The sequence below is a fragment of the Rhizobium sp. 21-4511-3d genome, from assembly GCF_053522545.1.
Genome location: NZ_JBNWCF010000001.1, coordinates 585227 through 604530 on the forward strand (window position 1 = coordinate 585227; position 19304 = coordinate 604530).

Genomic DNA, 19304 nt, shown 5'->3' on the forward strand with positions numbered 1-19304 from the left:
GATTGCAAGCGATGGCGGCAGGTGGACCGCCGCCATCGCGTCGTCTGTTATCTGAGGCGCCGGAGTGCGAGGAGAGTGACCGCAGCCGAGACGGTGCAGAAGCCCGCAAGCGGCCAGGCCGTATCGCCGCCGAGAACGAGCACGAATCCCGTCCCGGCGCAGGCAACGATCAGGCTCTGGATGCAGAAATAGAGCGCCACCGCCGTTCCCGCCCTGTCGCCGAAATCGGCCAGCGCCCCATTCGCCGTCACCGCCGTCGTCAGGACGATGCCGAGCGAGATGATCCACATCGGCAGGATGAAGCTGACGAAGGACGGCGCGAGAAAGAGTTCGCCGAAGCCGAGCAGCATCGCGCCGAGAATGAGCAGCCCCATGCCCCGCGCCAGGCTGCCCGCTGTTCCCCAGCGCTTGACGAAGCGCCCGGCAAAGCGGGCGGCAACGATCATCACCATCGCCGATGTCGCAAACGAGAGGCTGAAAACCATTTGCGAGAAACCGGCCCTTTCGATCAGCACCCGGGGCGCAGTGGAGAAGAACACGAAGAACGACCCCATCGCCGCGCTGAAGCCGATCGTATAGGTCCAGAAGGCACCGCTTCTGAGGATTGTACCGATACCGATCGCGCCGGCTGCCGCCGTCTCCGGCCGGGTCTCGTGCCATCGTGCGAGGGCCGCGATCGTCGCCGTCAGCATCAGCACGCCAAGCAGGACGAAGATCGCCCGCCATCCGAGATGACCGGCGATTAGCGCACCGGCAATCGGCCCGAGAGCCGGGACGAAGGAGAGGATGGCGCCGAGCAGGCTATAGATGACGGCGCCTTCAGGCCGTGCCGCATAGACGTCCCGCACGGTGGCGAATGTCGCGACCAGCGCAGCCGATGCCCCCACCGCCTGCAGCAGCCTGAAGACGACGAAGATCGGCGCGGAGGAGGTGGCGGCCAGTATCAGCGACGAACCGGCAAAGAGCAGCGCGCCGCCGAGCAGCACGGGCCGCCTGCCGATACGGTCCGAGAGCGGGCCGAAGAGTAGCTGTCCGGCGCCGAGCATCAGCATGTAGAGGCTGAGCGTCAGCTGGATGACGGTGGCCGATGTGCCGAGCGCTGCCGGCATCTGGGGCACGACGGGCAGATAGATATCCATGGCAAGCGAAGCCAGGATATCGAAGGGCGCAAGCAGAAGCAGCGCCACGGGGAGGGGGTATGTCCAGTCTCTGTTTCGAAAAGGCATGTGTCTTCATCCGTTCGAACGTTCATTCGACGGCGATCTGTCTTCTCATCGGTCTGGATTGACGGGACAGACGCCGCAACAACATCAAGGGTCGCTGCGGCTTATCTGTCTGCGGACGGGGTGGCTCCCATGTCAGGTCCTGTCTTGTCCGGTTGAAAACCTCATCCCGGTTTAACAGCCGGCCCCTTATCGGGCAAGCCAGGGCTGCCGAATGCCGCGTTGACTTCGGCAATCGCTTCCATGAAGTTTGCGGAAACGGACAAGGAGGCGCCCATGGGCATGTTCGATCACGTATCGATTGGGGTGAAGGATCTGGAGCGCTCGCGCCGCTTCTACGACGCGCTGCTTGCGCCGCTCGGCTATGAGCGGCTGTCGAATTTCGACGGAACGGTCGGCTACGGTGCCGATGGCCCGGCCTTCTGGGTGAGCCAGGTCGAGCGCCCGGTCCCGGCCGACCGGCGATCCGGTCTGCACTTCTGCTTCACCGCGCCCAGCGAGGAATCCGTCAAGGCCTTCCACGCCGCCGGCATTGCCAATGGCGGCGAAGACAACGGTCCTCCCGGCATCCGCCCCGATTACGGCCAGTTCTACTACGCCGCCTTCATCATCGACCCCGATGGCTACCGGCTTGAGGCCTTCTTTCACAAGGAGGAATAGGCGTCAGGCGGCATCCGCATCAGCAGGCGAGATCGAGACCTTCAGGCCAAGGGCCTTGATCACGCCGAAGAATGTCGAAAGCCGGGGATCTCCGGTTTCGCTCAGCGATTTGTAGAGCGCCTCACGGGTGACGCCCGCCTCCTTGGCGACCGCGCTCATGCCTGCGGCGCGAGCGACGTCTCCGAGGGCGTGGGCAATGAGGGCCGGATCGCCGTCTTCGAACGCCGCTTCGAGATAGAGCATGCGCTCATCCTCCGTCTTCAGATGATCCTGAACGTCGAAGCGCGTGGTTTCGAGAGGCATCTTAGATCTCCTTCGCCAATTGCTTGGCCTGGGCAATGTCTCGGCTTTGCGAGGATTTGTCCCCGCCGCACAAGAGAATGACGATCGCGTCGCCAACACGGGTGAAATAGACGCGGTATCCAGGTCCGTAGTCGATGCGTATCTCGCTGACGCCGCCGCCGACCGGTTTGACATCACCGGGATTGCCGAGTTCCAGGCGACGGATGCGTGTGACGATGCGGATGCGGGCATGCGCGTCCCGAAGCTCGCCGAGCCATTTCCCGAACAAGGCAGTCTGGCGAACTTCGATCATCTGTGAATTATAGTTCACAAATTTGGGATGTCAAAGCACGCGTCCCGCCAATAAGAAAAGGCCGGGTTTGCACCCGGCCTTTCCAAAAAGCATATCCAGAAAGCGATTAGCGCTTCGAGAACTGGAACGAACGGCGGGCCTTGGCCTTACCGTACTTCTTACGCTCGACGACGCGGCTGTCGCGGGTCAGGAAGCCACCCTTCTTCAGGACCGAGCGCAGGCCCGGTTCGAAGTAGGTGAGAGCCTTGGACAGACCGTGACGAACGGCACCGGCCTGGCCGGAAAGACCGCCGCCTGCAACCGTTGCGATGATGTCGAACTGGCCGTCACGGGCAGCAGCGACGATCGGCTGACGCAGGATCATCTGCAGAACCGGACGGGCGAAGTATGCCGTGAAGTCCTTGCCGTTGACGATGATCTTGCCGGAGCCGGCCTTGACCCAAACGCGGGCTACGGCGTCCTTGCGCTTGCCGGTCGCGTAGGAACGGCCAAGCGAGTCGACCTTGCGGACGTGAACCGGAGCAGCTGCTTCAGCGGACGTGCCGAGATCCTTCAGGGAGGAGAGGTCAGCCATTCTTAGGCGCTCCTTACGTTCTTCTTGTTCAGCTTGGAGACGTCGAGGACGGTCGGCTGCTGTGCTTCATGGGGATGGTTGGAACCAGCGTAAACGCGGAGGTTCTTCATCTGGCGACGGCCGAGCGGGCCACGCGGAACCATGCGCTCAACGGCCTTCTCGAGAACGCGCTCCGGGAAGCGGCCTTCGATGATCTGGCGAGCGGTACGCTCCTTGATGCCGCCGGCGTAACCCGTGTGCCAGTAGTAAACCTTGTCGGAATACTTCTTGCCGGTGAATACGACCTTGTCGGCATTGATGACGATGACGTTGTCGCCGTCGTCAACGTGGGGCGTGAAGGTTGCCTTGTGCTTGCCGCGCAGGCGCATAGCGATGATGGAAGCGAGACGGCCAACGACGAGCCCTTCGGCGTCGATGATGACCCACTTCTTCTCCACCTCTGCAGGCTTCTGGGAGAAAGTTGCCATAGTAGTTACTCTCTTTTGGATCCCTTGTGCCCGAAGGCGAAGGGCGTTTCTTGTTGCTTGGTTTAGTGGTCCTGGGACGCACCAAAAAGAAAGCAGCCCGGAAAGGCTGCATTTCTGGCGGTGTGTATAGAGGCAATGCCTTCCGCGGTCAATATCGCGAAACTGGGCGATCGAAAAAATAGATAAGCAAAATCAACACGATAAGTATATGGTATTATGATACCTCACATTTATCGCGGCGGAATCGAGTAGGTGGCGGTGGCCTGCGCGATCAATTCGCTCTCATCGCGCTGAAAGATCGAGGCGTCGATCACCGCCAGACGCTTGCCGAGCTTGAGAATCCGGCAGGTGCAGAAGGTCGGCTCCGGCTTCGGCAATCGGAGGAAATTGATGTTGAGATTTGTGGTCACTGCAAGCGCCACCGGGCCGATATGCGCGAGCACGGCGACATAGGCGGTGACATCCGCCAGTGTGAAAAGCGCCGGGCCGGAAACCGTGCCGCCCGGCCGCAGATGCCGTTCTGAGGGATCGAGCCGCATCGAGGCCTTGCCGGGCGCGATATCGATCACCTCCAGCACGCGTCCGTCCGTGTGGATCTGCGGAAAGTCCGTCTCCAGAAAACGGTGGACCTCGTCGATCGTCATGACCGGTTGCATCGCTTCTCCTCGAAATTGCCGGCTGGCTGTGGCAGAACATCTAGCACGAAAGATACATGCAGGGAGTTAGACCAATGGCCGAAGTCGTTTCCTTCCGGAAAGATCCAGACAAGGCGGGCGAGGGCGCGCTGGTGCTGCGCCAGCTGAATGACGGCGTTCTCAGGCTGACCTTGAACAATCCGCCAGCCAACGCCCTGTCGATCGCCGTCATGGAAACGTTGATGGGCGAGCTCCAAGCCGCTGGCGAAGACTCCACGGTCCGCGTCGTCATCATCGCCTCGACCGGCAACGTCTTCTCCGCCGGGCATGACCTGAAGGAGCTGACCGCGCACCGCGCCGATGCCGACGACGGCGTCGCCTTCTTCGAGGAGAGCTTTGCGCTGGCGGCCGACCTGATGCTGGAGATCGCCCGTCTGCCGAAGCCGGTGATCGCCGAGATCGACGGCCTGGCGACGGCAGCAGGCTGCCAGCTGGTCGCTTCCTGCGATCTGGCGATCTGCACCGACACCGCGACCTTCTGCACGCCGGGCGTCAATATCGGGCTGTTCTGCTCGACGCCGATGGTCGCCGTATCGCGCGCCGCGCATCGCAAGCAGGCGATGGAAATGCTGTTGACCGGCGAAACCATCGACGCCTCGACCGCCAAGGATTTCGGCCTCGTCAACCGCATCGTGCCGAAGCAGTATCTGACGCAGGTGGTCACCAAATACGCCTCCGTCATCGCCTCGAAATCGCCGGAAGCGATCCGCATCGGCAAGGAAGCCTTCTATCGCCAGCTCGAAATGCCGATTGAGGAAGCCTACACCTTCGCCGCCGAAACCATGGTCGACAGTATGCTGACAGCCGATGCAGAAGAGGGGATCGGCGCATTCCTCGGCAAGCGCATGCCGGTCTGGCCGGAGGAGTAACGCTCGACATACTACGCTGCGCGTAGTATGTTTGGCGAATGATCCGTAGCGTGGCGACAAGCGCGACTGAACAGTTCCTGAAAACCGGCAAGTCGAAGTTTTCCGGCCTCGACGTCGTTAAGGCAAAGCAGCGCGTGGTCATGCTGCACAACGCAAAATCACTCGACGATCTGAGCCCGCTGAAATCAGTGGGCTTGCACAAATTGTCGGGCGATCGCAAAGGCCAATGGGCGATGATTATCAACGGGCCGTGGCGCTTGTGTTTCCGCTTCGAGGACGGCCACGCCTGGGATGTGGAAATTGTCGACTATCATTGAGGACGAACATGTTTGAGGTTCACCCCGGAAGCATTCTCAAGGAAGAGCTTGAGGCTCGTAATATGAGCGGCAACGCGCTTGCCTTGGCGCTGCGCATCAATTCGGGCCGGGTATCCGAAATCTTGAACGAGCGCCGCGCCATCAGTCCCGACACGGCGCTGCGTTTGGGACGTTATTTCGGCAATGATCCGCAGTTTTGGCTGAGCCTGCAGTCGGCCTTCGATCTTGCCGTTGCCGAACGGGAAAATGGCGAGAAGATTTCGCGCGAGGTCATTCCTGCGCAGTCGGCCGCCTGAAGCTACCCAAGCTTCAGGATCAACCCGCCGGCGGCGATGATGACGCCGGCGAGGTAGCGCCAGGGGCTGGCGCGCTCTTTCAGCACCAGTACTGAGATGATCAGCGCGAAGAGGATCGAGGTTTCGCGCAGCGCCGCGACGGTTGCGACCGGCGCCTTGGTCATCGCCCAGAGTGCGAAACCGTAGGAAGCGATCGAGCCTGCGCCGCCGATCAAACCACGCCACCAGTGCACCCGGACATGGATGGCGACGACGCGGGCGCCGCGGCGCGAGATCGCCCAGGCAAACAGCAGCACCGGCGGCAGCAGCGACATCCACAGCGTATAGGAAATCGCATTGCCGGAAAGCCGGGCGCCGATGCCGTCGACATAGGTATAGGTGGCAATGACGCAGGCATTGATCAGCGCCAGCATGATCGCGTGGCGGCTGCCGTGCCGGGCCTCGAAGGCGAGTGTCAGAATGCCGGCGCAGATCGTCATCGTGCCGATCAAGGCGCCACCGGTCAGCGTTTCGCCAAGCACGAAGCTGCTGGTCGCGGCAATCAGGAGCGGCGCGCAGCCGCGCATCAAGGGATAGACCAGCCCGATATCACCCGCCCTGTAGGCGCCGGCCACCAGCTGGAAATAAGCGAACTGCAGGATCGCCGAGCAGCCGATGAACGGCCATGCCGCCGCATTGGGCAGCGGCAGGAAGGCGAGGAAGGGAAGGGCCGAGACCGCGCCGCCCGCCGATACCAGCGCCGCATCCAGCGACTTGTCGACGCCGGCCTTGATGATGGCGTTCCATGTCGCGTGGAGAAGAGCGCCGAAGAGAACCAGAAGAATGACGTCGAGGGGCACGATCGAGACCGGAAACGGTGGGGCGAGACTGCTGCAGCGGTATGAGCCCCGGCCGGGCAAAAAGCAATGCGCCTGTCATATTTTGCAACCTGACGGCACGTTTATCGGTTGTTTGAGCCTCGCGGAATCGAAAGACCGTACTTTGCATGGACCCGTTTTGCGAGCACTCCTCATGCGTTTATTCCGATTCGTCGAACTCAACTGTGAGGTGCTTCTAATATACGCGTGAACGAAGCTGGCTTAAAGATGAAACGGAAGTGGAACATCTGTGTCCGGATCTATTCACCAACTGGTTATCCTGCTGAAATATAGAGATTATTCTATTACTCTGGCATCGTGAAAATTGTGCTCCCATAGGCTGCATTTCATCGCAATCGCCTCGCAAATGCGCGAAATGCAGCGCCCGTCATTCCCGGGTGAGAGCGGTTTCTCACACGCCCCGATACGTCACAATGAATTGTCTGGAATCAGGAAATTCCCGTCCAGATTGTCTATGTTCTGGCAATTGAGTACCGGGCAGGAGCGATCGTCGCGAGTCGGTATGTTTTTCCACTCGGCATATTGGTTGGCGTCACAATAGCGGCTGTTGCGCACGAAGCGGTCGTAGAGCGGCAGGCCGCGCGGCGAGGTCCAGCGAAAGATCACTGCGCCCTGGTTATGCACCGCCGCCCGGGCACTGGCGCAGCTCATCGCCAGCGGGTTGAGACGGGAGATCGCGAAAGACGGAGATGCCACCAGAACGATGGCGAGCGTGAGCGCAAGTTTTTTCATGAGCCATTCCTCCTTGGGAACCCTATGGCTATATATACGCTCCAAATAACTGCAGGTTTCAACTGGGTGGAAAAATGCCGACGGGGGACGGGCCAATGGATCACGATCACTACAGCGACAGCTATATTGCCGACATTCTGAATTCGGTGCGGACGATCGCTCTCACCGGCGCCTCGCCAAACCCGGCGCGGCCAAGCAATGGCGTGATGGGATATCTGCTCTCGCGCGGCTACCAGGTGATCCCGGTCAATCCCGGCCAGGCGGGCAAGCAGATTCACGGCCAGCTGGTCTACGGCAAACTGGAGGACATACCGGTGCCGGTCGATATGATCGATGTGTTCCGCGCTTCGGAATATCTGCAGGAAGTGGTGACCGAGACGCTGGCGCTCGCCGTGCGTCCGAGGGTCATCTGGGCGCAACTTGGCGTGCGCGATGACGATGCGGCCCGGCGCGCCGAAGCCGGCGGCATCAAGGTGGTCATGGACCGCTGCCCGGCAATCGAAATTCCGCGGCTTGCGGGATAGCGAACGGATTTTCCACGTTTCTTCCGTTGGTTGAAACGGTAGGCGATTAACATTTGCTGCGCCTTGGTTATGCTGCGGCCATCGACAACGATGGGAGGGCCTCATGGCAAGCAATAATCCTGGCTTCAATACACTGGCAGTTCACGCGGGCGCGCAGCCCGATCCGGCGACCGGCGCCCGCGCGACGCCGATCTACCAGACGACGGCTTACGTCTTCAACGACGCGGACCACGCCGCCTCGCTCTTCGGTCTGCAGGCCTTCGGCAATATCTACACCCGCATCATGAACCCGACGCAGGCCGTGCTCGAAGAGCGCGTTGCCGCACTCGAAGGCGGTACGGCCGCTCTCGCCGTCGCTTCCGGCCATGCGGCGCAGATGATCGTCTTCCACACCATCATGCGCCCGGGCGACAATTTCGTCGCCGCCAAGCGCCTCTATGGCGGCTCGATCAACCAGTTCGGCCACGCCTTCGACAATTTCGGCTGGCAGGTGCGCTGGGGCGATGTCGCCGATCCCAAGAGCTTCGAGAGCCAGATCGACGGCAAAACCCGGGCGATCTTCATCGAAAGCCTCGCCAATCCGGGCGGCACCTTCGTCGATATCGCAGCGATCGCCGAGGTCGCCCACAAGCACGGCCTGCCGCTGATCGTCGATAACACGATGGCATCGCCCTATCTCATTCGCCCGATCGAACACGGCGCCGATATCGTCATCCACTCGCTGACCAAGTTCCTCGGCGGCCACGGCAATTCGATGGGCGGCATCATCGTCGATGGCGGCACTTTCGACTGGTCTAAATCCGGCAATTACCCGATGCTGTCGAGCCCGCGCCCGGAATATAACGGCGTGGTGCTGCACTCGACCTTCGGCAACTTCGCCTTTGCGATCGCCTGCCGCGTTCTCGGCCTGCGTGACCTCGGCCCGGCAATCTCGCCCTTCAATGCCTTCCTGATCCTGACCGGCATAGAGACGCTGCCGCTGCGCATGCAGCGCCACAGCGAGAACTCCCTTGCCGTCGCCAAATGGCTGAAAGCGCACAGCAAGGTCGCCTGGGTCAACTATGCCGGTTTGGAAGACGATCCGAACCATGCGCTGCAGCAGCGCTATTCGCCGAAGGGCGCCGGCTCGGTCTTCACCTTCGGCGTCAAGGGCGGCTATGAGGCCGGCAAGACCTTCGTCGAAGGCCTCGAGCTGTTCTCGCACCTCGCCAATATCGGCGACACCCGCTCGCTGGTCATCCACCCGGCCTCGACGACGCACCGCCAGCTGACCGACGAGCAGCGCATCGCCGCCGGCGCCGGCCCCGACGTCGTGCGCCTGTCGATCGGGATCGAAGACGTCAAGGACATCATCGCCGACCTCGAACAGTCGCTGGCGAAGATCTGATGCAGTTCGTCACATACCTCTGACACCGGCGTCAGCAGGTTTTAATGATCCGGCCGCCGAGACCCCCTGAAAGCAGGACGTTTTCGGCGGCCGGGCCACAGGCAGATATTCAACTCGGGACATTCATCCCAAAGAAGTCGAGCAAGCTTTGGGGCGCGTCTGCTCCAAACAGCACGTCCATCGTGCCGGTGGCATCCACTGCCGCAGCCGCGCTGCGAGCGAAGAGTTCCCGTTCATATACAGAAAGCGCTGTTTCGATATCGTTTTCATGGGCGATCGCCTTCCCGAGTTCCGCGCCATCGTACATTGCTAGATTGGCCCCTTCGCCTGAGGGGATCATCAGATGCGCCGCGTCGCCGACAAGCGTCACGCCCGGGATGCGATCCCAATGATGGTCGGCGGGCAGAGTGTGGAGCATGCGCAGAACCGGCACTGTGTCGGCACGCGTGATCAGGGCGGTGAGTTCGGGAGTCCAACCATCGAACTCTCCGGCGATGGCCGCGCATGCCGCTGCGCGATCGGAGAAGTCAATGCGTTCGAACCATTCTTCCGAGCGCTTCAGGGCGATGTAGGCATGCACTACCTGGCCCGGTTCGCGGTGGGCCTGGATGCCCTTGCCTGGAGCGACGGCGAACAGCGAACCGCCGCCGACGGCATCCGCGGTCTGCTTGTGATTGGTGTCGGCATCGTGAAGATAGGTCTCGATGAACGAAATGCCGGAGTATACCGGCTTGGCGCTTGAAATGAGCGGACGCACTTTCGACCACGCCCCGTCCGCACCCACGAGAAGATCGGCGGCCGCTGTCGTACCGTTCGCGAACTTCACCAGATGTTGCCCGCTGCCCAGCGCGCTGACCGACGTCACCTTGTGATCCCAGCGGATCGCACCGTCAGGAAGCGACTCGATCAGAATACGGCGAAGCTCGCCTCTCGGCACCTCCGGCCGGCCGCCGGTGCCATCGTCCGGATGATCGAACAGGACCTTGCCGTTCATGTCGAGGACCCGGCTCTGCTGGCCGCCAGGGTGGACGAGCTTGGTGAACTCGTCGAACAGCCCGGCGTCCTTGAGTGCCCGCTGTCCGTTCTCCTCGTGGATATCCAGCATGCCACCTTGAGTACGCGCGGTTGGAGACGCCTCTGCTTCGTAGATGGTCGATGTGATGCCGTGGACGTGGAGGACCCTGGCGAGCATGAGCCCTCCAAGACCGGCACCGATGATCGTTATTGATTTCTGCATGACAAACTGCCTCGCAATTCTAATGGAATGTCATTCCATAGTTGGAATGCCGTTCCATTCATGTCAAGGATGTTCCATGAAAGAACGGAACGACACACGATCGAGGCGGCAGCGGTCCCTCACCAGAGAACAGATTATCGACGCCTCTATCCGGCTGTTGGATGAAGGCGGAGAAGGCGGTCTGACCTTCCAGGCGTTGTCGAAGCTGCTCGCGACGGGGCCGGGTGCCATCTATTGGCACGTCGCTGATAAAAGCGATCTTGTGACGGCAGCCTGTGACGAGATCATCGCCCGGACAATGGAAGCAAAGCAGGCGGGAGCATCGCCGCAGGAAACGATCCGCGCCCTGGCGCTGGATCTATTCGATGCCATCGACGCCCATCCATGGGTCGGCGCGGCGTTGATGTCGGCGCCCGGGCAGTTGCCGATGGTGCGCATTTTCGAGCGCATCGGTCAGCAGGTCCGCTCTCTCGGCGTTTCTGCCGAACACGAATGGTCTGCCGTTTCTGCCTTGCTCAATTACATTCTCGGCGTGGCGGGTCAAAACGCGGCGAACGCCAAGCTTGCAGCTGTCCAAGGGCTGGAGCGAGCAAGTTTTCTCGGGGAAGTCTCGGCAGCCTGGTCGGCACTCGATCCCGAGAGCTATCCGTTTACGCGCAGCGTGGCGGCGCAGCTGCCCGCCCACGACGACCGAAAGGACTATCTGGATGGCATCGACCTGCTCTTGCGCGGCATCGTCGCGTCCTCATGACGTCTGGCCCGTCAATCGTATGTGACGAGCCACATCCGAGCGAACACCCACACCGCTATTTCGACTGGCAGATGCCGGTCAGGCAGATGGCGGCGCGGCTGTCGATCACCATGTCGAGTGTGCGCATCATGTCGGCCGCCATCAGCAGCGCCCGTGCGAGATCGCCGGGCGTCTGCCTTGTGGCCGATGTGGCGATCTTCAGGAGATCGAAGACGGCGTCGTGATTGCTGTTGGCCGGAATGCCGACCAGCGCGCGCATCGTGCGTATGTCGGTGACCGACCGGAGGATCAGATGGTGAGCCTCATCCTGTCCAAGTGTCTGGAGCTGATGGGCGGCCTTCGTCACCTCGGAGATGAATTCGTTCGTCTCGGACATGATATGCCTCGTGAAATTGTCTCGCGACATGCAGCGGACGCTTCCGCCCGCTGCATGCCTGCGCCCCCTCTAGTGCCGCGTGATGACCACTTCGAGATAGTCGCTCGGCACCACGATCGTTCCGTCCTCGGCCCGGTTGAAACGGGTCATCAGGTCGGTCAAGTCGCCGGCAAGTGCCATCTGGCCAGCCGTGTCCAGCGCGCCGAAGGCCTTGAGCACCGGACCGTAGAAGGTCCGGAACACCTCCAGCCAATGCGCCGGCGACTTGTAGCGAAACACGAACTGGCGCGGCGTCGCGGCAATCGACGCGACATGTGCCGGAAACAGCTCCTCGAGCCTGGCGCGCGTGCCCCAGAGGGCCGGCGAGCGGGCGCCGGCCGGTGGCGGCACATGCTTGCCGATCGTCTTGAACAGCTGGCCGATGAAGCCATCCGGCGTCCAGTTCGATAAGCCGATCGACCCGCCGCGTTTGCAGACTCGCATGAGCTCGGCGGCCGCGCGCTCCTGGTCGGGCGTAAACATCACGCCGAAGATCGACATCACATAGTCGAAGCTCTGATCCTTGAACGGCAGATTCTCGGCATCGGCCTCCATGAATTCCATCGCCAGCCGGTCGGCATTCGCCCGCTCCATCGCCTTGTCGAGAAGGGCAGGGACGTAATCGGTGGCGGTCACCTCGCACCAGCGGCGGGCGGCCGCGAGCGCGCCGTTGCCATTGCCGGCCGCAACATCGAGAACCTTCGAACCGGCACGCAGATCGAGCGCTTCGCAGAGGCTTTCGCCGACGATCTGCAGCGTCGTTCCAACGACGGCGTAGTCGCCCGATGACCAGGCGCCCTGCTGGCGGGCTTTCAGCGCTGCGAGATCGGTTACAGGTTGAGCGGGCATGCCGGCAAGGGCCGCGGAAGTAGACATTTGGACCTCCCTGGGTCACATTGGTTGAGCATTAAAGAGCGGCCGCCCGGTGAACAGGTGCTGCCGCTTCGAACGGCTCTGGTATAGGCGCAGGCCATGGGGGGCGCCGTGTCATCAGGCGTGGGAACGACCGTGGAAACGGCGGACCAGCAGCGGCCGCCGCTCGAAATCTGCCTCCTCGGGCCGATGGCCATCCGCCGTGAGGGAGCGGAACTGAAGCTGCCGGGATCGCGCAAGGTGCGGGCGCTGCTTGCCTATCTGATCCTTGCTCCCTATCCGCAGGGCAGGGCGCAGCTCTGCGATCTCCTCTGGGACGTGGCCGACGATCCGCGTGGCGAATTGCGCTGGTGCCTCAGCCGGATCCGCTCGCTGATCGGCGAGCGCATCATCGCCCATGGCGATACCGTCGCACTCGATCTTGCCGGTTGCGCGATCGATGCCGTCGAGGCCGCTGCCGCCTGCCGCGAGGGATTGGGCGGCCTGCCGCGGGAGCGGCTGCGCCAGCTTGCGGACCGGTCATCCGGCGAGTTCCTCGATGGCCTCGTCATCGAGCGCCATCCGGCCTTCGAGACATGGCTGGTTTCCCAACGCCGCCGCTTCCGTGAAATCCAGGCGGAAATCCTCGCGGCCATCGCCGATCGGCTCGATGCCAGCGAACGGCTGCCCTATCTCGACCGCTGGATCGAGATCGCCCCTTTCGATCTGAAACCGCATGAACTGCTGCTGGCGACACTCGCCTCGGAGGGCCGTCTCCGCGAGGCGGAGGAGCATATGAAGGCTGCGGCCAGAGTCTTCGCCGCTGAAGGGCTCGATGCCGGTTCGCTGCGCCGGACCTGGGAAGGCGCCCGAAGTGCGAGAACTTCAGCAGCTGCACAGCCCGCCGAGCCGCAACCGCCGGAGCCTGCCAAGAGCGGCGCCCGCCGCGCCTCGATCGCCGTCATGCCTTTCAACGATATGTCGGCCTTGGCAATCCCCGGCGGCACGGCGGATGCGCTGGTCTATGACATCATCACCCGGCTCTCGAAGCTGCGCACGCTGAGGGTGATCGCCCAGGGCACGATGTTTGCGCTGAGGGAGCGGCCGCGCTCTCCCGGCGAGATCGCCGCCGCACTCGATGTCGATTACGTCGTCAACGGCACCTTCGAGCGCATCGCAACCCGCCTTATCGTCCGGCTAGAGCTGACGGAGGCGCGGACCAACACCATCGTCTGGGCCGACAGCCTCGATCAGAACGCGGCGGAAACGCTGACCTTGCTGGAAGAGATTGGCACCCGCGTCGTCGCCTCGATCGAGCGCGAGGTGGAGACGCTGGAACGCAACCGTGCCATCCTGAAGCCGCCCAATTCGCTCGATGCCTGGGAGGCGCATCACCGCGGCCTCTGGCACATGTTCCGCTTCACCAAGGGTGATAACGACCAGGCACGGCATTTCTTCGAAACGGCGATCAGCCTCGATCCGACTTTCGCACGCGCCTATGCCGGGCTCTCCTTCACGCATTTCCAGAGCGCCTTTCAGCATTGGGCGGACCGTGACACGGAAACCGAGCTCGCCTATCGCGCCGCCAATCAGGGGCTGATGGCCGACGACCGCGATCCGGCCGCCCATCTCTCCCTCGGCCGGGCACATTTCCTGCGCAAGCAGCATGACCAGTCGGTCGCCGAGCTGCAGCAGGCCGTCGATCTCAGCCCGAGCTTTGCGATCGCGCATTATTCGCTGGCCTTCGTTCAATGCCAATCCGGCGATCCGCTGTCGGCGCTGGCCGCTGCCGACCAGTCGCAATCGCTTAGCCCCTTCGATCCGATGCTCTTCGGCATATTGGCAAGCCGGGCGATCGCGCTGGTGCGCCTCGGCCGTTTCGACGAGGCAGCCGATTGGGCGGCGAGGGCGGCGGCCCGCCCGAATGCGCATGCCCATATCATGGCGATTGCGGCGCTCTGCCTTGCGATCGCAGGCCGGCTCGATGAGGGGCGGGCGCATGTCGCGGCGCTGAACCAACGATATCCCGGCTATCGCATGGACGATTTCTTCATCGCCTTCCACCTGGCCCCGGCCGATCAGGCACCCTTTCGAGATGGAGCAACGCGCGTCGGGCTCGAATAGCGCCGCCCACGGCCTTGGCCGCCGGATGCAAAGCCTCTAAGCTCGCGCTCGAAATCCATTCTCGCGAGTCCGCAGCCCCATGTTTCTTCTCTCCGTTGCCGCCATCTGGGCCGTTGCCGCCATCACGCCCGGCCCGAATTTCTTCCTCGTGGTGCGCACGGCGCTCGAAGGCTCTGCGCGCGCTGCGGTCGCGGTGATCGCGGGCGTCATTCTCGGCACATTCTGCTGGGGACTGGCGGGCTGGCTCGGCATCAGCGCGCTATTTGCGGCCGCCCCCTTCGCCTATCTCTTCCTGAAGATCGCCGGTGGCGCCTATCTTCTCTGGCTCGGGGCCAAGCTGCTCTGGCGCACCTACCGGAACGGTGCGCTGCCGGGCGAACCCGTGCTTTGCCCCGCAATCAGCCCGAAGCAGGCTTTCTGGTCCGGCCTCGCCACCAATCTCGCCAATCCGAAATCCGCCTTCTTCGTCGCCAGTCTCTTCGCCGCGACGTTGCCTGCCGATCACTCCTGGATGCATGGCGCGCTCGCCGTCGCCACCATGGTTCTGGTCTCGTCGCTCTGGTACACGCTGGTGCTGACGATCCTGCGCAATCCGGCCGTTGCCGGTGCCTATGCCCGCGGCCGCCGGGCCATCGATGCCATGGCCGGCGTCATCTTCATGGGCTTCGGCATGAAGCTCCTTACATCCGCCCGCTAGGAGGCCCTATGCCGAACCAGTTCGTTTTCGATATCGACGCGGTCGAACCGGAGGCCGGCGCTCCCGATGCGGACCGCATCCTTTCCGGCGATCCGCAGTTCCGCACCTGGAATTTCGAGGAAGCCGAGGGCGGCCTCTACGCCGGCATCTGGGAAGCGACACCCGGCAAGTGGCGCATTTCCTACGACGAATGGGAATATTTCAACGTCCTCTCCGGCCACTCGATCGTTACCGAAGACGGCAACGCACCTGTTCACCTCAAGGCCGGCGACCGCATGATCCTCAGACCCGGCTTCAAGGGAACCTGGGAAGTCATTGAAACGACTCGCAAGGATTACGTGATCCGGCTGTAGGCGTCGTTGCGGATGATTGCGGTCCTTGCCTTCTCCCTGATCGTCGCAGTCGTGCCTCTGGCGGCGCTGGTATGGCTCGCCCTACGCCTCGATCGCCATTGGGAGAAGGTCTTCTGGCTGCTGGCTGTCGTTCTTGCCTGCGTGAACTACCGAGTCTGGACAGCCTCGCGTTTCGATGACCGGATGGGCCTCGATGTCGCGTTGGCGATTGTTCTGACATCCACATCGCTGCTGGTGTTTTCCGTCCCGCTCGCTGTCCGTACTGTCGCCGCCCGCAAAACCCGGTCCCGTTCCGTGAGGTCTGCTTACTCTGCAGGCGAGGCCGCGCTCACCCGATATTCCAATGCAAGCGATTGGCTGGCGGCCATTCTCTTTGCTGCGATGTTGCCGGCGATATTCCTGATCTGGTTCGGCCTGCTGGCGCGCATGTCAGGTATGATCGCCATCATTGTGGTTGCCGCGATAGCGCTGGCCTGCGCTGCCGCTCATCGAAGGCTCGCGTGGCCGGATGCGTTTCTCAAACGGATCTGCGCCGTCGGCTTTCTGGCTTTCGTGACGATCGGCGTCGTTACCGCGGGCACCGCTGCCGCAGTGCACCGGTCAGCGGTCGAAATTGCCGCAGGCCGTCCTTACTGCATTCAGTCCGGCGTGGAGCCTGTCCGCAATACTCTTGACCTGTCGATACTGACATTGCGCGAACGGCCGGTAACGCAGCGCGGTGGGGGAGCGCTATATCTTCGCAACCATGCTATTCTGGTCATCGATGATCCCGAGGGGCGCAGGGTCCTCAACTGGTCCTACGGCAGCTGGACCTTCAAGGGGGAGAGCCGCTTCAACAGTCCGGACATATCCTCCCGTCCGGAGATCACTTGCAGTCCCCAGAGCCGGGGCGGCTACACCTGGCTCTAACCCTCACTGCCGGAAGCTGTCCGCGAAAGTATCGGACGAGATCAGATTGAGGGCGTTGCGCAGTTCCTGGGCAGCTTCGGGGCCGAAGTTCTGGTCGAAGCGCTGACGGGCGTCCTGCCAGAGGCGGTGGGCTTCTTCCCATTTTGCGAGGCCAGAAGCGGTCAGCGTCACGCGCTTGACGCGCCGGTCCTTCGTGTCGGGCACGAGTTCCACCAGGCCGTCGCGGATCAGCGGCTTCAGCGTATGGCCGAGCGCCGAAAGGTCCATGACCATGCTGTCGGCCAGGAATTTCAGCGAGGGATTGCCGCTCATATGGATCTGCGTCAGCAGCGTATGCTGCGTACCCTTCAGGCCGCTCGGCGCCAGCACCTCGTCGAAGAGCTGGCCGAGCTGGCGCGTGGCACGGCGGATCGCGCTGTTGCTGCAGACCTGCCAGCTCTCGAAACGCGTGTTCTGGTCACTCATCGCCATTCTCCTTGCGCCGGTATCCGCGCTTCGGCCCTCTGCCGTCAACATCGGCGTTAAAAAATCTGGCGGCTGCTCTTGCGGATAATCCGTCTCGGCTCAATATAGTGGCATATACCACTAAATCCAATGATGGAAAGGATTGCCTCATGTCCCGCTCTTCTCTCGGTACCGCTCTCATCACGGGAGCGTCTTCCGGCATCGGCGCCACTTATGCCGATCGCCTCGCCAAGCGCGGCTATGATCTGCTGCTCGTCGCCCGCGATGCCGGCCGGCTCTCTGCGCTCGCCGGGAAGCTGAAGGCGGAGCATGGGATCGAGGCCGAAGTGCTTGCTGCCGACCTGACCAGCCGCGACGATGTCCGCAAGGTCGAGAAGCGGTTGCGCGAGGATGCGTCGATCACTCTCCTGGTCAACAATGCCGGGATCGGCGCACGGGGAACGCTGCTCGAAGATGACATCGACTATCTCGAGACGATGATAGAGCTCAATGTCGTCGCCGTGAACCGTCTCGGCATTGCTGCAGCCCAGACCTTCGCGGCGCGGGGCAGGGGCGGCATCATCAACATCGCATCGGTCGTGGCCTTGCTCGCCGAGCGCTTCAACGGCGTCTACAGCGGCACCAAGGCCTTCGTTCTCAATCTGACGCAGGCGATCAATGCCGAGGTTGCGGGCAAGGGCGTCAAGGTGCAGGCCGTTCTGCCCGGTTTGACGCGCACCGAAATCTTCGAGCGCAGCGGCCGCTCGCTTGAGCAGCTGCCGCCGTCGATGGTGATGGATGCCGGCGATATGGTCGAGGCATCGCTTGCCGGCTTCGACCGGGGTGAGCTCGTCACCATCCCGTCGCTGCCCGATGCCGCCGACTGGAATGCCTTTGACGCGGCGCGCGCAGCGCTTGCTCCGAACCTCTCTCATGACAAGCCGGCAGCCCGTTACGGCGTCGCCTGACGGCATCCGATATGTCCGGCTGCGTCAAACCAACGCAGCCGGACATTAACTTTTTGTAATGTTTACATGGCTTTAACGGCTAAATCCTTGATTTAGTGATCGAACATCTTTGCACGCCGTGTGTGTCCTGACAGGCTGACTCCGAACTGTCGCAGAACTGTCATCAAACTGTAATGTGCAGCGCCTAGCCCGCCTTTGCGACGGGAAATTTCAGCGCCCTTGCCAATGGATACCCCCTCCATGGCGCCGGTCTCGTCGATTGTTCGTTCCATTCAGGGAAGAGACCATAATGCTCACCAAGAAACTTCTTTCGGCCTGCCTCGGCGCCGGCCTGGCTGCGGCTTTCGCAGTCTCCGCTTCCGCCGCCGACATTACCGGCGCTGGTTCGACCTTCGTCTATCCGGTTCTGTCCAAGTGGTCTGCGGACTACAACAAGCAGACCGGTGACAAGCTGAACTACCAGTCGATCGGCTCGGGCGGCGGTATCGCCCAGATCAAGGCTGCTACGGTCGATTTCGGCGCGTCCGACGCTCCGATGAAGCCTGAAGACCTTTCGGCCGGTGGCTTCGGCCAGTTCCCGGTCGTCGTCGGCGGCATCGTTCCCGTCATCAACGTCAAGGGCATCAAGTCCGGCGAACTCAAGCTCTCGGGCAAGGTTCTCGCCGACATCTACCTTGGCAACGTCACCAAGTGGAATGACAAGGCCATCGCCGACCTGAACCCGGGCCTCAAGCTGCCCGACAGCCAGATCGCCGTCGTTCACCGTTCGGACGGCTCGGGCACCTCGTTCAACTGGACGAACTTCTTCTCCAAGGTCAATCCGGACTGGAAGTCCAAGGTCGGTGAAGGCACCGCCGTCAACTGGCCGGTCGGTATCGGCGGCAAGGGCAACGAAGGCGTCGCTGCTTACGTCACCCGCGTCAAGGATTCGATCGGTTACGTCGAATACGCCTACGCCCTGCAGAACAAGCTGCCCTACGTTCTCGTCGAGAACGCTGCCGGCCAGTATCCGAAGCCGAATGCAGACAGCTTCTCGGCTGCCGCTGCCAGCGCCGAATGGGGCAAGGCTCAGGACTTCTACCTGATCATGACCAACGCTCCGGGCGAAAAGGCCTGGCCGATCACCGCGACCACCTGGGCGATCATGTACAAGCAGCCGAAGGACGCCGAGCGCTCCAAGGCCGCCTTCGCCTTCTTCAAGTGGGCGCTTGAGAACGGTCAGAAGGAAGCCTCTTCCCTCGACTACGTTCCGCTTCCGGCCAGCCTGGTCAAGCAGATCGAAGACTACTGGACCGCGTCCTTCAAGGGCTAAGTCCTCCGTGAATGCCGGGGCAGGG

The 19304-nt window shown here is 62.3% G+C and carries 25 protein-coding genes; 13 read left to right on the forward strand and 12 right to left on the reverse strand.

Going from position 1 to position 19304, the window contains the following annotated elements; translation table 11 throughout:
* Positions 1–47: 47 nt before the first annotated feature.
* Positions 48–1226 carry a CmlA/FloR family chloramphenicol efflux MFS transporter gene (cml, locus tag ACQZ5H_RS03100; protein WP_449096710.1) on the reverse strand — a complete coding sequence of 393 codons (1179 nt, stop codon included), beginning with the start codon at positions 1224–1226 and terminating at the stop codon, positions 48–50.
* A gap of 279 nt (positions 1227–1505) precedes the next feature.
* On the opposite strand from cml, the gene ACQZ5H_RS03105 reads away from it, so the two are divergent.
* Positions 1506–1883, forward strand: coding sequence for a VOC family protein (locus tag ACQZ5H_RS03105; RefSeq protein WP_449096711.1), 378 nt, complete (start codon positions 1506–1508; stop codon positions 1881–1883).
* Between the two features lie 3 nt (positions 1884–1886).
* Here the strand turns inward: ACQZ5H_RS03105 and ACQZ5H_RS03110 are convergent, their stop codons facing one another.
* The 5 genes from ACQZ5H_RS03110 to ACQZ5H_RS03130 form a co-directional block, all read right to left on the reverse strand.
* Complete coding sequence (locus ACQZ5H_RS03110; RefSeq protein WP_130282662.1) at positions 1887–2186, reverse strand: addiction module antidote protein; 300 nt, start codon at positions 2184–2186, stop codon at positions 1887–1889.
* Position 2187: 1 nt separating this feature from the next.
* Complete coding sequence (locus ACQZ5H_RS03115) at positions 2188–2478, reverse strand: type II toxin-antitoxin system RelE/ParE family toxin (protein WP_199628769.1); 291 nt, start codon at positions 2476–2478, stop codon at positions 2188–2190.
* A gap of 106 nt (positions 2479–2584) precedes the next feature.
* Positions 2585–3052, reverse strand: coding sequence for a 30S ribosomal protein S9 (gene rpsI / locus ACQZ5H_RS03120; RefSeq protein ID WP_112718719.1), 468 nt, complete (start codon positions 3050–3052; stop codon positions 2585–2587).
* A gap of 2 nt (positions 3053–3054) precedes the next feature.
* Entirely contained in the window at positions 3055–3519 is a 465-nt protein-coding gene (rplM, locus tag ACQZ5H_RS03125) for a 50S ribosomal protein L13 (protein ID WP_112718718.1), read from the reverse strand.
* A gap of 230 nt (positions 3520–3749) precedes the next feature.
* A complete protein-coding gene (locus ACQZ5H_RS03130; protein ID WP_199628768.1) occupies positions 3750–4175 on the reverse strand; it encodes a PaaI family thioesterase in 426 nt (141 codons plus the stop codon).
* Positions 4176–4249: 74 nt separating this feature from the next.
* Between ACQZ5H_RS03130 and ACQZ5H_RS03135 the strand changes: the two genes are divergently transcribed.
* Genes ACQZ5H_RS03135 through ACQZ5H_RS03145 form a run of 3 tightly spaced genes read left to right on the forward strand, consistent with a single transcriptional unit; the run spans position 4250 to position 5696 of the window.
* On the forward strand, positions 4250–5083 hold the full coding sequence (locus ACQZ5H_RS03135) for an enoyl-CoA hydratase (RefSeq protein WP_199628767.1): 834 nt from the start codon (positions 4250–4252) through the stop codon (positions 5081–5083).
* Positions 5084–5121: 38 nt separating this feature from the next.
* Complete coding sequence (locus tag ACQZ5H_RS03140) at positions 5122–5400, forward strand: type II toxin-antitoxin system RelE/ParE family toxin (protein ID WP_449096712.1); 279 nt, start codon at positions 5122–5124, stop codon at positions 5398–5400.
* A gap of 8 nt (positions 5401–5408) precedes the next feature.
* On the forward strand, positions 5409–5696 hold the full coding sequence (locus ACQZ5H_RS03145) for a HigA family addiction module antitoxin (RefSeq protein ID WP_112718714.1): 288 nt from the start codon (positions 5409–5411) through the stop codon (positions 5694–5696).
* A gap of 2 nt (positions 5697–5698) precedes the next feature.
* Here ACQZ5H_RS03145 and ACQZ5H_RS03150 read toward each other — a convergent pair whose 3' ends face one another.
* Both ACQZ5H_RS03150 and ACQZ5H_RS03155 read right to left on the reverse strand, forming a co-directional pair.
* Positions 5699–6535 (reverse strand): EamA family transporter, encoded by an 837-nt coding sequence (locus ACQZ5H_RS03150; RefSeq protein WP_112718713.1) that lies wholly within the window; start codon positions 6533–6535, stop codon positions 5699–5701.
* Positions 6536–6982: 447 nt separating this feature from the next.
* Positions 6983–7306, reverse strand: coding sequence for a hypothetical protein (locus ACQZ5H_RS03155; protein ID WP_112718711.1), 324 nt, complete (start codon positions 7304–7306; stop codon positions 6983–6985).
* Positions 7307–7401: 95 nt separating this feature from the next.
* On the opposite strand from ACQZ5H_RS03155, the gene ACQZ5H_RS03160 reads away from it, so the two are divergent.
* Both ACQZ5H_RS03160 and ACQZ5H_RS03165 read left to right on the forward strand, forming a co-directional pair.
* Positions 7402–7830, forward strand: a complete 429-nt coding sequence (locus ACQZ5H_RS03160) for a CoA-binding protein (RefSeq protein ID WP_112718710.1) — start codon at positions 7402–7404, stop codon at positions 7828–7830.
* 103 nt (positions 7831–7933) lie between these two features.
* A complete protein-coding gene (locus tag ACQZ5H_RS03165) occupies positions 7934–9217 on the forward strand; it encodes an O-acetylhomoserine aminocarboxypropyltransferase (protein WP_112718709.1) in 1284 nt (427 codons plus the stop codon).
* A gap of 109 nt (positions 9218–9326) precedes the next feature.
* Here ACQZ5H_RS03165 and ACQZ5H_RS03170 read toward each other — a convergent pair whose 3' ends face one another.
* Positions 9327–10454 (reverse strand): FAD-dependent oxidoreductase, encoded by a 1128-nt coding sequence (locus tag ACQZ5H_RS03170; protein WP_449096713.1) that lies wholly within the window; start codon positions 10452–10454, stop codon positions 9327–9329.
* Between the two features lie 76 nt (positions 10455–10530).
* Here ACQZ5H_RS03170 and ACQZ5H_RS03175 point away from each other — a divergent pair, with 76 nt between their 5' ends.
* Positions 10531–11205, forward strand: coding sequence for a TetR/AcrR family transcriptional regulator (locus ACQZ5H_RS03175; RefSeq protein ID WP_449096714.1), 675 nt, complete (start codon positions 10531–10533; stop codon positions 11203–11205).
* 55 nt (positions 11206–11260) lie between these two features.
* Here the strand turns inward: ACQZ5H_RS03175 and ACQZ5H_RS03180 are convergent, their stop codons facing one another.
* The gene (locus ACQZ5H_RS03180) at positions 11261–11581 is read right to left on the reverse strand and encodes a hypothetical protein (protein WP_449096715.1); all 321 of its coding nucleotides are present in this window, start codon (positions 11579–11581) and stop codon (positions 11261–11263) included.
* A 69-nt stretch (positions 11582–11650) separates the two neighbouring features.
* Complete coding sequence (locus tag ACQZ5H_RS03185; RefSeq protein WP_449096716.1) at positions 11651–12496, reverse strand: class I SAM-dependent methyltransferase; 846 nt, start codon at positions 12494–12496, stop codon at positions 11651–11653.
* 108 nt (positions 12497–12604) lie between these two features.
* On the opposite strand from ACQZ5H_RS03185, the gene ACQZ5H_RS03190 reads away from it, so the two are divergent.
* From ACQZ5H_RS03190 to ACQZ5H_RS03205, 4 genes are all read left to right on the forward strand, one after another.
* Positions 12605–14596, forward strand: coding sequence for a tetratricopeptide repeat protein (locus ACQZ5H_RS03190; protein ID WP_449096717.1), 1992 nt, complete (start codon positions 12605–12607; stop codon positions 14594–14596).
* Between the two features lie 79 nt (positions 14597–14675).
* Positions 14676–15293: a LysE family transporter gene (locus ACQZ5H_RS03195; protein ID WP_449096718.1), complete on the forward strand. Its 618-nt coding sequence runs from the start codon at positions 14676–14678 to the stop codon at positions 15291–15293.
* A gap of 8 nt (positions 15294–15301) precedes the next feature.
* The gene (locus ACQZ5H_RS03200; protein WP_449096719.1) at positions 15302–15646 is read left to right on the forward strand and encodes a cupin domain-containing protein; all 345 of its coding nucleotides are present in this window, start codon (positions 15302–15304) and stop codon (positions 15644–15646) included.
* A gap of 12 nt (positions 15647–15658) precedes the next feature.
* Entirely contained in the window at positions 15659–16555 is an 897-nt protein-coding gene (locus tag ACQZ5H_RS03205) for a hypothetical protein (RefSeq protein WP_449096720.1), read from the forward strand.
* A 3-nt stretch (positions 16556–16558) separates the two neighbouring features.
* Here ACQZ5H_RS03205 and ACQZ5H_RS03210 read toward each other — a convergent pair whose 3' ends face one another.
* A complete protein-coding gene (locus ACQZ5H_RS03210) occupies positions 16559–17020 on the reverse strand; it encodes a MarR family transcriptional regulator (protein ID WP_112718695.1) in 462 nt (153 codons plus the stop codon).
* 149 nt (positions 17021–17169) lie between these two features.
* Between ACQZ5H_RS03210 and ACQZ5H_RS03215 the strand changes: the two genes are divergently transcribed.
* Both ACQZ5H_RS03215 and pstS read left to right on the forward strand, forming a co-directional pair.
* Entirely contained in the window at positions 17170–17967 is a 798-nt protein-coding gene (locus ACQZ5H_RS03215; protein ID WP_413709258.1) for an SDR family NAD(P)-dependent oxidoreductase, read from the forward strand.
* Between the two features lie 289 nt (positions 17968–18256).
* Entirely contained in the window at positions 18257–19279 is a 1023-nt protein-coding gene (gene pstS, locus ACQZ5H_RS03220) for a phosphate ABC transporter substrate-binding protein PstS (RefSeq protein WP_130282636.1), read from the forward strand.
* Positions 19280–19304 lie beyond the last annotated feature (25 nt).

What these genes read in the sequence shown, in the direction of transcription:
- cml (WP_449096710.1), bottom strand. Translation starts at nt 1,226, where the DNA reads ATGCCTTTTCGAAACAGAGACTGGACATACCCCCTCCCCGTGGCGCTG.
- ACQZ5H_RS03105 (WP_449096711.1), top strand. Translation starts at nt 1,506, where the DNA reads ATGTTCGATCACGTATCGATTGGGGTGAAGGATCTGGAGCGCTCGCGC.
- ACQZ5H_RS03110 (WP_130282662.1), bottom strand. Translation starts at nt 2,186, where the DNA reads ATGCCTCTCGAAACCACGCGCTTCGACGTTCAGGATCATCTGAAGACG.
- ACQZ5H_RS03115 (WP_199628769.1), bottom strand. Translation starts at nt 2,478, where the DNA reads ATGATCGAAGTTCGCCAGACTGCCTTGTTCGGGAAATGGCTCGGCGAG.
- rpsI (WP_112718719.1), bottom strand. Translation starts at nt 3,052, where the DNA reads ATGGCTGACCTCTCCTCCCTGAAGGATCTCGGCACGTCCGCTGAAGCA.
- rplM (WP_112718718.1), bottom strand. Translation starts at nt 3,519, where the DNA reads ATGGCAACTTTCTCCCAGAAGCCTGCAGAGGTGGAGAAGAAGTGGGTC.
- ACQZ5H_RS03130 (WP_199628768.1), bottom strand. Translation starts at nt 4,175, where the DNA reads ATGCAACCGGTCATGACGATCGACGAGGTCCACCGTTTTCTGGAGACG.
- ACQZ5H_RS03135 (WP_199628767.1), top strand. Translation starts at nt 4,250, where the DNA reads ATGGCCGAAGTCGTTTCCTTCCGGAAAGATCCAGACAAGGCGGGCGAG.
- ACQZ5H_RS03140 (WP_449096712.1), top strand. Translation starts at nt 5,122, where the DNA reads ATGATCCGTAGCGTGGCGACAAGCGCGACTGAACAGTTCCTGAAAACC.
- ACQZ5H_RS03145 (WP_112718714.1), top strand. Translation starts at nt 5,409, where the DNA reads ATGTTTGAGGTTCACCCCGGAAGCATTCTCAAGGAAGAGCTTGAGGCT.
- ACQZ5H_RS03155 (WP_112718711.1), bottom strand. Translation starts at nt 7,306, where the DNA reads ATGAAAAAACTTGCGCTCACGCTCGCCATCGTTCTGGTGGCATCTCCG.
- ACQZ5H_RS03160 (WP_112718710.1), top strand. Translation starts at nt 7,402, where the DNA reads ATGGATCACGATCACTACAGCGACAGCTATATTGCCGACATTCTGAAT.
- ACQZ5H_RS03165 (WP_112718709.1), top strand. Translation starts at nt 7,934, where the DNA reads ATGGCAAGCAATAATCCTGGCTTCAATACACTGGCAGTTCACGCGGGC.
- ACQZ5H_RS03170 (WP_449096713.1), bottom strand. Translation starts at nt 10,454, where the DNA reads ATGCAGAAATCAATAACGATCATCGGTGCCGGTCTTGGAGGGCTCATG.
- ACQZ5H_RS03175 (WP_449096714.1), top strand. Translation starts at nt 10,531, where the DNA reads ATGAAAGAACGGAACGACACACGATCGAGGCGGCAGCGGTCCCTCACC.
- ACQZ5H_RS03180 (WP_449096715.1), bottom strand. Translation starts at nt 11,581, where the DNA reads ATGTCCGAGACGAACGAATTCATCTCCGAGGTGACGAAGGCCGCCCAT.
- ACQZ5H_RS03185 (WP_449096716.1), bottom strand. Translation starts at nt 12,496, where the DNA reads ATGTCTACTTCCGCGGCCCTTGCCGGCATGCCCGCTCAACCTGTAACC.
- ACQZ5H_RS03195 (WP_449096718.1), top strand. Translation starts at nt 14,676, where the DNA reads ATGTTTCTTCTCTCCGTTGCCGCCATCTGGGCCGTTGCCGCCATCACG.
- ACQZ5H_RS03200 (WP_449096719.1), top strand. Translation starts at nt 15,302, where the DNA reads ATGCCGAACCAGTTCGTTTTCGATATCGACGCGGTCGAACCGGAGGCC.
- ACQZ5H_RS03205 (WP_449096720.1), top strand. Translation starts at nt 15,659, where the DNA reads ATGATTGCGGTCCTTGCCTTCTCCCTGATCGTCGCAGTCGTGCCTCTG.
- ACQZ5H_RS03210 (WP_112718695.1), bottom strand. Translation starts at nt 17,020, where the DNA reads ATGAGTGACCAGAACACGCGTTTCGAGAGCTGGCAGGTCTGCAGCAAC.
- ACQZ5H_RS03215 (WP_413709258.1), top strand. Translation starts at nt 17,170, where the DNA reads ATGTCCCGCTCTTCTCTCGGTACCGCTCTCATCACGGGAGCGTCTTCC.
- pstS (WP_130282636.1), top strand. Translation starts at nt 18,257, where the DNA reads ATGCTCACCAAGAAACTTCTTTCGGCCTGCCTCGGCGCCGGCCTGGCT.